General features: G+C 63.6%; 12 protein-coding genes and 2 pseudogenes. 5 read left to right on the forward strand and 9 right to left on the reverse strand.

The features are described from left to right. Window positions 1-71: 71 nt before the first annotated feature. A complete protein-coding gene (locus CUR85_RS06130) occupies window positions 72-770 on the forward strand; it encodes a glycosyltransferase family 25 protein (protein WP_280322866.1) in 699 nt (232 codons plus the stop codon). A gap of 7 nt (window positions 771-777) precedes the next feature. On the opposite strand, the gene CUR85_RS06135 is transcribed toward CUR85_RS06130, so the two are convergent. From CUR85_RS06135 to CUR85_RS06150, 4 genes are all read right to left on the reverse strand, one after another. Further along, window positions 778-1431, reverse strand: a complete 654-nt coding sequence (locus CUR85_RS06135; protein WP_067266749.1) for a peroxiredoxin — start codon at window positions 1429-1431, stop codon at window positions 778-780. A gap of 182 nt (window positions 1432-1613) precedes the next feature. Next, the gene (locus CUR85_RS06140; RefSeq protein WP_067266751.1) at window positions 1614-2261 is read right to left on the reverse strand and encodes a pseudouridine synthase; all 648 of its coding nucleotides are present in this window, start codon (window positions 2259-2261) and stop codon (window positions 1614-1616) included. Between the two features lie 49 nt (window positions 2262-2310). Continuing rightward, window positions 2311-2769: a GAF domain-containing protein gene (locus tag CUR85_RS06145; RefSeq protein ID WP_067266753.1), complete on the reverse strand. Its 459-nt coding sequence runs from the start codon at window positions 2767-2769 to the stop codon at window positions 2311-2313. A 72-nt stretch (window positions 2770-2841) separates the two neighbouring features. Next, complete coding sequence (locus tag CUR85_RS06150) at window positions 2842-4014, reverse strand: thiolase family protein (protein WP_067266755.1); 1173 nt, start codon at window positions 4012-4014, stop codon at window positions 2842-2844. An 87-nt stretch (window positions 4015-4101) separates the two neighbouring features. Here CUR85_RS06150 and CUR85_RS06155 point away from each other — a divergent pair, with 87 nt between their 5' ends. The 3 genes from CUR85_RS06155 to CUR85_RS06165 all read left to right on the forward strand — a co-directional run bounded on the left by CUR85_RS06155 (window position 4102) and on the right by CUR85_RS06165 (window position 6713). Next, the gene (locus tag CUR85_RS06155; RefSeq protein ID WP_067266757.1) at window positions 4102-4440 is read left to right on the forward strand and encodes an STAS domain-containing protein; all 339 of its coding nucleotides are present in this window, start codon (window positions 4102-4104) and stop codon (window positions 4438-4440) included. Between the two features lie 4 nt (window positions 4441-4444). Further along, entirely contained in the window at window positions 4445-4909 is a 465-nt protein-coding gene (locus CUR85_RS06160) for an ATP-binding protein (RefSeq protein ID WP_067266759.1), read from the forward strand. A gap of 226 nt (window positions 4910-5135) precedes the next feature. Further along, on the forward strand, window positions 5136-6713 hold the full coding sequence (locus tag CUR85_RS06165) for a gamma-glutamyltransferase family protein (RefSeq protein ID WP_067266761.1): 1578 nt from the start codon (window positions 5136-5138) through the stop codon (window positions 6711-6713). A gap of 37 nt (window positions 6714-6750) precedes the next feature. Here the strand turns inward: CUR85_RS06165 and hspQ are convergent. Next, window positions 6751-7076, reverse strand: a pseudogene (gene hspQ, locus CUR85_RS06170) (heat shock protein HspQ). A gap of 304 nt (window positions 7077-7380) precedes the next feature. Here hspQ and CUR85_RS06175 point away from each other — a divergent pair. Further along, on the forward strand, window positions 7381-7971 hold the full coding sequence (locus CUR85_RS06175; protein ID WP_067261748.1) for a transglycosylase SLT domain-containing protein: 591 nt from the start codon (window positions 7381-7383) through the stop codon (window positions 7969-7971). Between the two features lie 72 nt (window positions 7972-8043). Here CUR85_RS06175 and CUR85_RS06180 read toward each other — a convergent pair. From CUR85_RS06180 to CUR85_RS06195, 4 genes and pseudogenes are all read right to left on the reverse strand, one after another. Beyond that, window positions 8044-8646 (reverse strand): annotated as a pseudogene (locus CUR85_RS06180) (LolA family protein). 171 nt (window positions 8647-8817) lie between these two features. Further along, window positions 8818-11754, reverse strand: coding sequence for a DNA translocase FtsK (locus CUR85_RS06185; protein WP_067261744.1), 2937 nt, complete (start codon window positions 11752-11754; stop codon window positions 8818-8820). Window positions 11755-11766: 12 nt separating this feature from the next. Continuing rightward, window positions 11767-12951 carry an aminotransferase class I/II-fold pyridoxal phosphate-dependent enzyme gene (locus tag CUR85_RS06190; RefSeq protein ID WP_067261743.1) on the reverse strand — a complete coding sequence of 395 codons (1185 nt, stop codon included), beginning with the start codon at window positions 12949-12951 and terminating at the stop codon, window positions 11767-11769. Between the two features lie 121 nt (window positions 12952-13072). Further along, complete coding sequence (locus tag CUR85_RS06195) at window positions 13073-14407, reverse strand: amidase (protein WP_067261741.1); 1335 nt, start codon at window positions 14405-14407, stop codon at window positions 13073-13075. Window positions 14408-14446 lie beyond the last annotated feature (39 nt).

Genomic DNA, 14446 nt, shown 5'->3' on the forward strand with positions numbered 1-14446 from the left:
AGGAATGAGGTCATAACGATGCCACAGCGCCCGAAGGGATTCGTCATCAATCTGGCCGCCTCCCCCAGCGACTGGACAGTGCGAAGGCCGAACTGGACACCGCACAGATCGAAGCCGTCCGCGTGGATGCCTTCGACGGGCGCGAGATCGATCTGGCCCAATTCGCCCCCTATGACGATCGCAAAGCCCGACGTTTCATGGGCCGGTCGATGACCCAAGGCGAGGTCGGCTGCTACGTCTCGCACCAACGCGCCGCCGCCGCCTTCCTAGAGAGCGGCGATGAACTTGGTTTCGTCTTCGAAGATGACATCGCCCTGGAACCCACATTCAGAACCGTCGTGCCAGAGCTGATAGAATGGCTGCGCCCCCGCACCGATTGGCACTGTGTAAATCTGGGCGCGACACGCCTGAAAATCACCAGCCCCATGGCCAAAGTCGCAGGCGTGCCGCTGCTCCGCGCCCATTACTTTCCGATGCTCGCCCACGCGCTGATCTGGAACCGTGCCGGGGCCGAGGCCTTCCTCGCCGCCTCCGAACCTATCTTCTGCCCTGCGGATAACATGCTCAGACAGGTGCTGACGCGCTCCGACATGGGGCTTGCCACAGCCCAAAGCCTCGTCACGGCGGGCCGGTTCGACAGTGACATTTCCGCTCGTTCTGGAGGAAACAGAGGGCAATTCCGGCGTTCCCCCCTCTATGGCCTGCGCAAACAGCGTAGGTTGCTGCATGAAAAAGCGATGGCCTTCGCCCATAAGCTTAGCCATCGCTAAGGGCAGGTCAGCCCGGCAGCTGCGCTTTGCGCAAATAGGGCAACACCGTCTCAAACGCCCCGAACTTCGCCTTGGCGTCCTCATCCGACACCGTCGCGGGGATGATCACATCCTCACCCACCTGCCAATCCGCAGGCGTCGCCACAGCGTTCTTCGCCGCCGTCTGCAACCCGTCCAAAGCCCGCAGAACCTCTGCAAAGTTCCGGCCCACGTTCATCGGATAGGTCATGCTCAGCTTCAACTGCTTATCCGGCCCGATGATGAAAACCGATCGCACCGTGGCGCTGTCATTAGGCGTGCGGCCATCGGGCAAATAGGCTTCGGCGGGCAGCATATCAAAGGCTTTCGACACCTCCAGCCCCGCATCCGCGATGATCGGGAAACCGGCCTCGGCCCCTGCAACCTTCTCGATATCGCCCTTCCACTTCTTATGCTCTTCAACACCGTCGACACTGACGCCAATCACTTTGGTGCCGCGCTTTTCCCATTCCTCGGAAAGCAGCGCCACGGCGCCGAACTCGGTGGTGCAAACAGGGGTGAAATCCTTGGGATGGGAGAACAGGATCGCCCAATTGTCACCGACGAAGTCATGCAGGGAAAAACTGCCCTGATCGGTTTCGACTGTAAGATCGGGAATAGTGTCGTTGATACGCAAGCCCATGATATCCTCCGGGTCAATCTGTGAACAGATAGGTCAGAGGTAATCGCAAACCCCACCGGTTTCACCCCCGATCGCCACAAAGCCCAACTTCACCGCAGCGCCACGGCCCCTTCCCCTTCATCCTTTCTCAAATACCAATCCCGCCCCCACCTCACGGCGCAAGGCCGGGCACGGAGCGCAGCTCAGAAAGGCGCCTTGGCCCGCACCTTCGTCGATGCGCCACCCTGCGGATGATTGAACCGCAATTCCTCGCTATGCAGCATCAACCGCGGAAAATCCCGCGCGGGCCCCGTGGCATAGAAAGGGTCGCCCAAAATCGGATGCCCAAGCGCCAGCATATGCACGCGCAGCTGATGGCTGCGCCCGGTCTTGGGGAAAAGCCGAAGGCGGGCAGTCTCCCCATCGTTCTTGACCATCTTCCAATCGGTCTGCGCAGGCTTGCCAGTCTCATGGCAGACCATCTGCCGGGGGCGGTTGGGCCAATCGACGATCAGCGGCAGATCGACACTGCCGGATTTCTCCGCAGGCACGCCCCAGACCCGCGCGACATAGGTCTTGCGGGTCATGCGCTTTTCGAACTGCAACCCAAGGTGACGCTGCGCATGGGGCGTCAGGGCAAAGATCATCACGCCCGAGGTGTCGCGATCGAGCCGGTGCACCAGCAGCGCTTGGGGAAAGACCGCCTGCACCCGCGTGATCAGGCAATCGGCCAGATGTTCGCCCTTGCCCGGCACGCTGAGCAGCCCTGAAGGTTTGTCGACCAGCAGAACTTCGGCATCTTCATGCAGAATGACCAATGGGTCCTGCGGCGGGTTATATTCGCTATCCATGGCTCCCCCTCGCAGATGCAGCCCCGCGGATCAAGCGGGGGCGATGCCGTCAGGCGACGGCGGCGAAACTATCCTTGAGGATCGCGCTCAGCGCATCGGCATCCGCTTGCGTGAAGGCGTTTGGCTGGTCGCTGTCGATGTCAAAAACCCCCAGCAACTCCCCCGCGCCGCTCCAGACCGGCAGAACCAATTCCGAACGTGTCGAGGAGGCGCAGGCGATATGGCCCGGAAAGGCGTCGACATCCTCGACCAATTGCACCTCGCCCGTACGCGCCGCGGCCCCGCAGACCCCGCGCGAAAAGGGGATTACGAGGCAGCCGTGCCCGCCCTGATAGGGGCCGATCTTCAACAAGTCGGGCGCGGTCACCCGGTAAAAGCCGGTCCAGTCAAAGCGGTCATCCGCGTGATGCACCTCGCAGGCGATGGTGGCCATCAGGGCCACGGCATCGTCTTCGCCCTCGGTCAGGGCGGCGATGGTTTTGGCAAGGGTTTGGTAGTCGACGGTCATGGCGATACTCTTATTGCAGACGGAAAAAGGGAGGCAGGCCGCCCCCTGCAATAGGTTAAATGGCCCGAGAGCTCAGGGGCGTTCGATCGCGATGGCCGTGCCCTCGCCGCCGCCAATGCAGATCGCCGCGACACCGCGTTTCAGCCCGCGTTTTTCCAGCGCATTCAGCAGGGTCACCATGATCCGCGCGCCCGAGGCACCGATGGGATGGCCAAGCGCGCAGGCGCCGCCGTTGACGTTCACGATATCATGGGAGAGGTCCATCTCATGCATGAAAGCCAGCGGCACGACGGCGAAGGCTTCGTTGACCTCCCACAGATCGACATCCTCTTTCTTCCAGCCGATCCGCTCCAGCAGTTTCTGTGCCGCGGGGACGGGTGCCGTGGTGAACAGCCCCGGCGCTTGGGCATGACTGGCGTGGCCGACGATGCGGGCGCGGATGGTCTGGCCGCGGGTCTTGGCAGTCTCCTCATCCGCCAGCACCAGCGCCGCCGCCCCATCGGAAATCGACGAGGAATTCGCCGCCGTCACCGTGCCGCCCTCGCGGAAGGCCGGTTTTAGCTGGGGGATCTTTTCGGGCCGGGCGCTGGCAGGCTGTTCGTCGGCGCTGACCGTGGTGCTGCCGCGGCGCGACCTCACCTCGACCGGGGCGATCTCATCTTCAAAGGCACCGCCCTCCTGCGCCTCGATGGCGCGCGACAGCGAGGCCAGCGCATAGTCGTCCTGCGTCTCGCGGGTGAACTGGAAGCGTTCGGCGCAATCCTCGGCAAAGGTGCCCATCAGGCGGCCCTTGTCATAGGCGTCTTCCAACCCGTCGAGGAACATGTGGTCGATCACCTGCCCATGCCCCAGCCGCGCGCCGCCGCGCATCTTGGGCAGAACATAGGGCGCGTTGGTCATGCTCTCCATGCCACCCGCGACCATCACATCGGTCTGGCCAAGCGCGATCTGGTCAAAGGCCATCATCGCCGCCTTCATGCCCGAGCCGCACATTTTGTTCAGCGTCGTGGCGGGCACCTCTTCGCTCAGACCGGCCTTGAACCCGGCCTGCCGCGCGGGGGCTTGGCCCTGGCCTGCGGGCAGAACGCAGCCCATCAGCACCTCTTGCACCTCGGCAGGATCCGTCTTGCCCAAGGCCGCCTTGATCGCGCTGCCGCCCAATTCCGCGGCGGTCAGCCCCTCAAAGGCCCCCTGAAAACCGCCCATCGGGGTTCTGGCTGCACCGGTTATCACGACATTGCGCATCACGTTCTCCTAGAGTTGCACCGCATACCAGTTGGTAAGGTTTTACGGTTAATCACGTCTCGAACTTCAAAGTCTCGGGGCATGTCTATGGAAGTTTCCGCCAAAACAGAAGACCGCTTTTGCGTGGTCAGCGTGCTGCATGACCGGATCGACGCCGCCGCGGCGCTGGAGTTCAAGGATGCGCTGCGCCGCGCCGCGGCCCATGCGCCGCCGGTGGTGATCCTTGATTTGCACCGGGTCAATTTCATTGATTCCAGCGGTTTGGGCGCGATCGTGGCGGCGATGAAACATCTGGCGCCGCAGCGCGCGCTGGTGCTGGCCGGGCTGACCCCGGCGGTGGAAAAGGTCTTTACCCTCACCCGGATGGATAGGGTCTTTGGCATCTTCCACACGCTTGACGCCGCCCTTACCGCGCATCGAGAATAGCGCCATGCGGCTCTCCGCCGCGCGGTCCGCGCTCTGCCCGTTCGAGATCACCGTTTACAGCGGCCCGCAGGCCGCGCGGGAGGCGCTCACGCTTTTGCTGGACGCGCTCTCCTGCCTTTCGCTCGGGGCCGAGGAGGTCTGCGTGGTGCGTTTGGTGGTCGCCGAAATGCTGAACAATATCGTCGAACACGCCTACCCCGACCCGCACCACCCCGGCCCCATCCATATCGCCTGCCATCACGCGCCCGACGGCCTGCACCTTGCCGTGTCGGACGAAGGGCTGCCGATGCCCGACCTGCAAGCGCCCTTGGGCCTGCCGCAAGAGATCGACCGCCCGGTTTGCGACCTGCCCGAAGGCGGCTTTGGCTGGTTCCTGATCCGCGATCTGGCGAAAGACCTGACCTATCGCCGCTTGGCGCAAGAGAACCGGATCGACCTGCGGCTCCCGGTTGGGTTACCGCCGCGTTAACACCTACGGCAGCGCGTCCCGCATATTTCCCAATACGGCCCCGCTGGGATCACAATTGTGCCTTGGTTGCCGGTCATAAACGGGGCTGTAGCTGCATATGGCTTCCCTCGGTGCCGTGTTTAATAGCCCCCACCCAGTACGCGGTGCCGAGGAACTTTCCCCCGCATTGGCAGAACCGAGATCTCCGTCTAGGGTCACGCTGACGTAATTCAGCGAGGGGCAGCACATGCGCGATTTTCACCTTCCCGGCCGGTCACCGGTCTTGGCCACCAACGGCATCTGCGCCACATCGCATCCGCTGGCCGCGCGGGCGGCGGTCGATATACTTGCGCGGGGCGGCAACGCGATGGACGCGGCCATCGCCGGGGCGGTGTTGCTCGGCATTTGCGAGCCGCAGATGACCGGGATCGGCGGCGACTGTTTCGTGCTCTACTCCCCGGCGGGGAGCGAGGAGGTCCATGCCCTCAACGGGTCCGGCTGCGCGCCAGCGGCGCTGGATTCCGCGAAATTGCGGGACAAGGGCGAAAAGACGGTGCCGCTCCGCTCGGCGGATGCCGTGACGATCCCTACGGCCATCGACGCCTTCTGCCACCTCTCCGAAAGCACCGGCAAACTGGGGTTGGACGCCCTGCTCGCCCCTGCGATCCACTACGCCGAGGCGGGGGTGCCCGTCGCCCCGCGCGTGGCCTTTGACTGGGCCACCGATGGCGGCACCCTTCAGGGGCGCGCGCGGGATCACTTCCTCATCAACGGAAAAACGCCCCGCACCGGCGACATCTTCCGCGCGCCGGGACAGGCCGAAGTGCTGCGCCGCGTGGCCGCGCAGGGCCGCGATGCCTTCTACACCGGAGAGATCGCCGAGGACATGATCGCCACCCTGCAAGCCGCAGGCGGCAGCCACAGCGCCGAGGATTTCGCCAAGGCCCGCGCCGAGGTCACGACGCCCGTGTCCGGCCAGTACAAAGACCTCGAAGTGGTCGAACATCCGCCCAACGGCCAAGGGGCGACCGCCCTGTTGCTGATGAATATCCTCGATCACTTCGACATCGCCGGGATGGACCCGCTGGGGGCCGAGCGGCTGCATATCGAAGCCGAGGCGACCAAGCTGGCCTATGACGCGCGCAACCGCTTTTTGGCCGACCCGGACCACACCACGCGGCTTGAGCACATGCTGGCGCCTGAGACCGCCCGCGCCCTTGCGGCCCTGATCGACCCCAAACGCGCCATGGCCGCCGCCGCCCCGATCAGCGAGGCGGTGCATAAAGACACGATCTATATCACCGTGGTCGACGGCGACGGCATGTCGGTCTCGCTCATCTATTCGATCTTCCACGGCTTCGGTTCTGGCATCGCCTCGGACAAGTTCGGCATCCTGCTGCAAAACCGTGGCGCGGGTTTCACATTGGAGGAAGGCCACCCGAATGAGCTGAAAGGCGGCAAACGCCCGATGCATACGATCATCCCCGGCATGATCCGCGAGAATGGCCGGGTGACCATGCCCTTTGGCGTGATGGGCGGGGCCTATCAGCCCTGCGGCCATGCGCGCTTTGCCTCGAACCTCACCGATTTCGACATGGATGTGCAAAGCGCCATCGACGCACCCCGCGCCTTTGCCGATGGGCAGGTGATGAAGGTCGAACGCGGCTTTGGCGACGACGTGCGCCAAAGCTTGAGCGATCTGGGTCATAGGGTCGAAGTGCCCGAAACGGCGATCGGCGGGGCGCAGGCGATCCGCATCCGCGAAGATGGCGTGCTGGAAGGCGCGAGCGATCCGCGCAAGGACGGCTGCGCTTTGGGCTATTGATGAAACGCTTGGGCGGGCGGCAAACGGCCCGCCGGGCTTAGTTCATCTGGAAATGCAGCGGATAGGCACCATCGGTGAAGGGGCCGAACAGATCGGGGATATCGGGGTGGTCCACAGGCTCCCCGAATAATCGGCCACGAGGTTCTGCTCGGACACATAGGCCACATAGTAGCTCTGATCGTTCTCGGCCAAGAGATGATAGAATGGCTGATCTTTCACCGGCCGGTTCTCTTCGGGAATCGCCTCATACCATTCTTCGGTGTTGGCGAATTCCGGGTCGACGTCAAAAATCACGCCCCGAAAGGGATGCTTCTTGTGACGGACAATCTGCCCGAGGTGATATTTTGCGCGTGTTCGTATCATAACATGCTGCCCCTACCCCTCGACGGTAGCCCTTTCAAGGGGCTTTTGTCCAATCACAGCGGCTCTGCACGGGGAAACAGACTGTGAACGCCGCGCCGACAGTGGGTTTGCGGCAGCCCACCGCCCGGGGCGCAACTGCTTTGCCAGCCTCCTGCGAAATACCGCCTGCGCGGGGCTTCGCAGTCAGCGCAATACCGCCCAGCCCGCCGCGCATTTTCCCAATTTAGTGATGTGATGGTGAGGGTGAATCGGTTAAACTCCTTCGAAAAAACGTCCCCTAACAAAAACGAGAGGCGAGAGGCAGATGAGCAAGCATTTTTGCGCAATGATGATCGTACTGCTGGTGGCATCCTGCGGCAGCGGGCCTCAAACGGCCCCACGTGATCTGGATAACGCCTGCACGATCCTGAAAGATCACCCCGACTACCTGCGCGCATTCCGCGCGACCGAGCGGAAATGGGGTGTCCCCATCCACGTTCAAATGGCCACCATCCACCAAGAGAGCAAATTCGTGGCGGATGCCCGGACGCCGTTCAAATATGTGCTGGGGGTGATCCCGATGGGCCGCCAATCCAGCGCCTTTGGCTATTCCCAGGCTTTGGACGCGACATGGGATGAGTATCTGGAATCCGAGGGCCGCTGGCGCGCCAAACGCGACCGGATTCGCGACGCGAGCGATTTCATGGGCTGGTACATGAACCTGACGCGGGAGCGGAACGGCGTCTCGCTGCATGACGCCCGCAACCAATACCTCGCCTATCACGAGGGCCACACCGGTTTTGCCCGCAAGAGCTACAACAGCAAGGCGTGGCTGGTCGGGGTCGCGGGCAAGGTCGATTCCCGCGCCAAACTCTATCAACGGCAGATCGCCGGTTGCCGTCTGGGCCGCTGGTAAACCCGCCCTACTCCAATGCAAAACGCCCCGGCCTGATCCGCCGGGGCGTTTTTTTTGTTTCTAAAGGTCCGCTTAGCGTCTGCCGCCTGCCCGTGCGCCCGCGGTGTCGAACAGGCTGTTAGAGATATTGCCCCCCCTGCATGTCACCCAGCACAACGGTCGTGGCGCTGCCGTTGCCATCATTGATGATCCACTGACGCAGCTGCACCGGATTGCCTGTGAACTTCATCTGGATGTTGCCATACTGCGGGTTGGCGGGGTCTTGGGCCGTGACCGTGGTGGCGGTGCCGTCATAGCTGTGGCCTGTCACCATCTTGGCGCGGCCCAGATTGACGTTGTCGGCCAAGATGATCGACAGCGGTGTTCGCGCCAGCGGATAGGTCTCAGCCGGTTGGTTCGACTTCTTGTCGTAGATCACGACCGTATTCGCCCCCGCGACAACCAGCCCGGAATCCGGCGCGTTATATTCGAAACGTACCTTGCCGGGGCGTTTGATATAGATCGTGCCCGTGCTGATCGACCCGTCGTCGTTGATCTGGGTAAAGTCGCCCTCGGCGGTGCGAAGCTGGTTCAGATAGCCCGAAATCTCATTCAGCGACAGTTGCTGCGCCGCCGCCGCGAGGGGGCCGATACGGCCAGTCCAACCGCCAGAATCGCAGAAGTAAGTTTACGCATGTTGTTCGTCCTGTGTTGCCTCACGTTCTGACATAGGGCGGGCGGGCGTGATATTCGATATCAGGGCGCGGTTTTTCGCTATCGCCTGCCCTGCCCCATAAAAAAACACCGCCGGGAGGGTGGCCCGGCGGTGTTTCTGATTGTCGTCCCCGAGAGGGGGGAGAAGTCGCCCTATGCCTGTTCCGGCACCAGAATCTCACGCTTGCCAACGTGGTTCGCCGGTGAGACCAGCCCCTCTTCCTCCATCTGCTCGACCAGACGCGCGGCTTTGTTATAGCCGATCGCCAGTTTGCGTTGGATGTAGGAGGTGGAGCATTTGCGGTCTTTGATCACCACCTGCACGGCGGTGTCATAAAGTGCGTCTTCGCTATCGGTATTGCCGCCAAGGCCCAACACCGCGTCGATGTTGCTTTCCTTATCCTCGGACGGCCCTTCGACCACGCCCGAGACATAATCCGGCTCGCCGAATTGCTTGAGGTGGTTGACGATCTCTTCGACCTCTTCGTCGCTGACGAAGGGGCCGTGGCAGCGGGTGATCTTGGCCCCGCCTGCCATATACAGCATGTCGCCCATGCCCAAGAGTTGCTCGGCGCCCATTTCGCCCAAGATCGTGCGGCTGTCGATTTTCGATGTCACTTGGAAGGAAATCCGCGTGGGGAAGTTCGCTTTGATCGTGCCGGTGATCACATCGACCGAGGGGCGCTGCGTGGCCATGATCAGGTGGATGCCGGAGGCCCGCGCCATCTGTGCCAGACGCTGGATGCAGGCCTCAATCTCCTTGCCCGCGACCATCATCAGGTCGGCCATCTCGTCGACGATGACGACGATATAGGGCAGCGCCTCGGGGGTGTTTTCCTCGGTCTCAAAGATCGGCTCGCCGGTGTCTTCATCGAAACCGGTCTGCACGGTGCGCGAGAACATCTCGCCCTTGGCCAGCGCTTCGCGGACGCGGCCGTTGTAGCCTTCGATGTTGCGCACGCCCATCTTGGACATCTTGCGATAGCGCTCTTCCATCTCGCCCACGACCCATTTCAGCGCCACGACGGCCTTCTTGGGGTCGGTGACGACCGGGCTCAGCAGATGCGGGATGCCGTCATAGACCGAAAGTTCCAACATCTTGGGGTCGATCATGATCATCCGGCATTCTTCCGGCGTCAGCTTGTAGAGCAGCGACAGGATCATCGTGTTGATTGCCACGGATTTACCCGAGCCGGTGGTCCCCGCGATCAGCAGGTGCGGCATCTTGGCGAGGTTGGCCACAACCGGGTCGCCGCCGATGTCCTTGCCGAGCGCCAGCGGCAGGCGGTGGTTGCCGTCGCCGAAGTCGCGGCTGGAGAGGATCTCGCGCAGGATCACCTTCTCGCGGTTCTCGTTGGGCAGTTCGATGCCGATCACCGAGCGGCCCGGCACGGTGGAGACACGCGCCGAAAGGGCTGCCATGGAGCGGGCGATGTCATCCGCAAGACCGATCACGCGGCTGGCCTTGAGACCGGGCGCGGGTTCGAGTTCGTACATGGTGACGACGGGGCCGGGGCGCACGGCGACGATCTCACCCTTCACGCCGTAGTCGTCGAGCACGGTTTCCAGCATCCGCGCGTTCTCCTCCAACGCCTCGTCGCTCAGGTGCAGGCGCTGCACGCTCTCGGGGCTTTCCAGAAGGCTCAGCGGCGGCAGTTCGAAACCGGGGTGCGTGTCGTCGAAGGTCAGGGTGGGCTGCGCTTCGACCTGTGCCTGTTTCGAGGGCTGGACGGGTTTGCGGGCGGGCTGTTGCACCACTTTGCGCGGCTCCGCCACGGGGATTTTCATCGCCTCAGGCGCGGGCGCCTGCTGCAACGGCAGGGTCTCAGACGCCACAGTGTCTTCGTAGGGCGCGGCCATCGGCGCTTGCGCTGCCGGCTCCTGAACCATCGGCTCAGGCGTCGGGGCGGGCGTGGGCTGGGCCTGCGGCCTGCGCAGCAGCGGCTCGGGGCGCAGGGTGGCCGGTTCGGCGGTCAGGGGCGGTTCCGCACGCAGCCCGGCGGGCTGGGCGGCAGGCTGGCTGGTGTTCAGCACCAACGGGTCCGGCCCACGGCCCCGGCCCTTGGTCAAGGGCGCGGTCGTCGGCGTGTGGATCGCATTGGCATGACGCACGCGGTTTTTGATGACATCGGCGATTTTGCTTTTGATGCGCTCTTCGCCCGGTGTCTCATCCACGATGGCGTCGCTGTAGGTCTCGATCAGTTCCGGCTCGGGCAAGTCGTCTTCGGGTTCGGGCCGTTTGATCAGCCCGGGCATCCGACCGAACAGGCTGCGCGGTTCGGCTTCCGGCTCGGCCACCGGAGCGTGCTCAGCGGCATAGCTCTGCTCGGCTTCCTGCGCGGCCCAGGCTTCGGCGTCTTCGGCTTCCTGACGGCGGCGCTCACGACGTTCGGCCTGACGGGCCGAGAGGTTCTGCGCGGCGACGACGGCCCCATTGGCCCCACGGCCCAGAAGGGTCATCAGCCCGGCATAGGCCATGATCAGACCGACCAGCAGGAACCGCGCAATGCGGAACAGCTCGGCCTTGGTAAAGCCCAAGACGAAGGCGCCCAACGCGAGAATTGCGACCCCCATCAAAAGCGACATCAGCTTGACCGTCAGGGTCGAGCCGATGGGCAGGATCGTCAGCAGCGCGCCCATGACGGTATCGCCAAACAGCCCGCCCAGACCGAAGCTATGGGTCAGCAACCATTCCTGACCGGGGGCCAGTGTCGCGGCGTAGATCGCGCCAAGTGCCACGGCGATAGGCGCAAAGATCAACCGCCCAAGCGCGCGGTCATCGCCCTGATGCAGCGCGAAACGTCCGCCCCAGAACAGCAGGACGATGGCGATCCCCCAAGCGCCCCAACCGACGATCATGAACAGCGGCGCGGCGATGGAGGCACCGATCCGGCCCATCCAGTTCTGCACCGGCGCATCGGTTGAGACCATCCAGTTGGGATCGTCGGGCGTGTAGCTGCCGATCATCATGGCGGCCATGATGCCCAGCATGATCAGCGCCAGCCCCAGCAGTTCACGACCGCGCTTTTCGATTGCCTCGGCCATGTTGCTGTCTAGCAATGGATCGCGTCCCCGTGTCTGATATGCCATGTCGTCCCTCGCTTATGCCGAATACAGACAGTCGCGGATCGCTTCCAATCCGCGCGTCGTTTCGTCTTTTGGGGCCACCAAGGCGACCCGAATGTAATTCTGCCCGGGGTTCCCCCCGGCGACGTTCTGCGCCAGATAGCTGCCGGGCAGCACCCGCACGCCGGTCTCGCGCCAGAGCTTCAGCGCCGCGGCCTCGTCATCCTCGACCGGAAGCCAGAGGAAGAACCCCGCCTCCGGGCTCACATAACCCGGCACATTGCCAAAGATGCGGTCGGCGATGGCGTATTTCTCTTGGTAGAGCGCGCGGTTTTCTTCCACATGCGCCTCATCCGCCCAAACGGCGGCGGCTGCCTGCTGCAAGGGCAGCGGCAGCGGCGCGCCCGCGTAGTTGCGCAACTGTTTGATCTGGCGCATCGTCTCGGCCCCGCTGGCGGCAAAGCCCGACCGCAGCCCCGGCAGGTTCGAGCGTTTCGACAGCGAGTGAAAGATCACCACGCGGTTGCGGTCGGTGCCCAACTCCTTGACCACCTCCAACGCGCCGGTAGGCGGCGTGTCGCGGTAGATCTCGGAATAGCATTCGTCGGCGAAGATCAGGAAATCATACTTCTCGGCCAGCGCGATCAGATCGGCCCAGTAATCGCGCGAGGCGACAACGCCCTGCGGATTGGCGGGGGAGCAGAGATAGGCCGCCGTGGTGCGGCGCAGCACCTCTTCGGGCAGGCTCGCGAAATCTGGCAGATGCCCGGTCTCGGCAGTGGCGGGCACCATGATCGGGTCCGCTTCACCGGAAATCGCGCCGATCATATAGACTTGGTAGAAGGGGTTCGGCATCAGAATGGCCGATTTCTCCCCATTCTTGGTGGGCGGGCAGAGCGCGATGACGGCGTTATAGAGCCCTTCGCGCGTGCCGTTCAGGGCCATCACCTCGCTGTCGGGGTCCATCTCGACCCCGTAGCGCCGCACGATCCATGCGGCGATGGCCGCGCGCAATTCGGGCGAGCCGTCGTTCGGCGGGTATTTGTTGAACCCTGCGGCGTGTTTCGTGATCTCATCGGTCACCCAAGCCGGAAACGCATGTTTCGGCTCGCCGATGGTCATATGGATCGGCGTGCCGCCGCCCTCATGCCCGTCAAGCAATGCGCGCAGGCGCGGCCACACGTGGGCCGGAAGGTTCGAAAACCGCTCGGTATACATCATCAAAACTGCCTCGGATCGGGATCATTCGCGCCCCGTTTGCCCCAAGGTACCCAAGGGCGCCTCTCCCGTCCAGAAAAACCGGGGAGTTTTGCCGCCCTTGTGGCTTTTCGGTCGTGCGTTCTTAGGCCTCGCGCAGGGCCGCTTCAGCCGCTGCACCAAGGCGCAAAAGCTGTTCTTCGCCCCCCGGTGCGCACATCAGAGAAATGCCGCAAGAGGGGGTATCGGTCGGCAAAGTAAGCGCGCAAAGCCCCATTAGATTCGCGACTCGCGTGTTGCGCAAGGATAGGAGATTCTGCGCGAGGTAGTAGTCGTGATCACTGTTCAGCCGTTCGATGTTCGGCGGCAGCATGGGTGCTGTCGGCACGAGCACCGCGTCATAGCCCGCCACGGCCCGGTCATAGCCTGCCCGCGCCAGATCGAGCTTGGCCCAAGCGGCGACGTAATCGGGGCCGGAGAATCCCTTACCCAACCGGAAACGCTCAAGAATTTCGCTGAACATGGCATCGGGGTCGGCTTCGATCACATCGCGCCATAGCCCATAGGCTTCGGTGGTGTAGAGACAGGAACTCAGCGGCATCGCCTCTTCGACTTCGGGCACGGCGATTTCATCTACCGTGGCACCGGCCTCTCGCAACCGCGCCACCGCCGCGTCAAAAGCGGCCTTGGGCTCATCGGAAAGCTCATCCATGACAACATTGGTCAGCACCGCGAAACGGCAGCCCTCCAACTCGCTCTCTTGCAGATCGGCAGGCTTGCCCCCCTCCAAGGCGGCGAGCAGCAGCGCCGCATCTTCGACCGACCGGCAAAGCGGGCCAACCGTGTCGAACTTTGCCGCCAGCGGCACGGTCCCGGCAAGGGATACACGGCCCGCGGTGGTCTTGAGCCCCACCAGATCGTTCCACGCCGCCGGGATGCGCACCGACCCGCCGGTATCCGACCCGATCGCCGCCGCCGCCAAGCCAAAGGCGACCGAGGCCGCCGCGCCTGAGGACGACCCGCCCGAGACGCTGTCCGGCTCGTTCACGCAGGGCGGTGTCGCAGTGCTGGGGTTGTGGCCAAGGCCCGAGAAGGCCAATTCGCTCATATGCGTTTTGCCCAAGCAGACCAGCCCCAAGGCCGTCGCGCTGGCGAGCACTTCGGCGTCGCGCTCAGGCACCCGGCCTTCCAGCAGTTTGGAGCCCGCCTCGGTGGCCGTTCCGGCGGTATCGAAGAGGTCTTTCCAAGAGATCGGCACCCCGTCGAGCGGCGACAGGCGCTGGCCGTCGCGGGCACGCTCAGCCGCCGCGGCGGCTTCGGCGCGGGCGCGGTCGGGGGTGACGCGGGCATAGATACGGTCGCGCATCGGATGTGCGTCGATGGCATCAAGATAGGCATCACAAAGCGCCACAGGGTCGATATCGCCCGCCGCGATCCCGCGCCCCAGATCCGCCGCCGTCATTTCCAACCATTCTTGCATGTCGTGCCCCTTACCGCTGTTCTTGGCGAACCTAGCGAC

The organism is Sulfitobacter faviae, assembly GCF_029870955.1.
Lineage (GTDB): Bacteria > Pseudomonadota > Alphaproteobacteria > Rhodobacterales > Rhodobacteraceae > Sulfitobacter > Sulfitobacter faviae.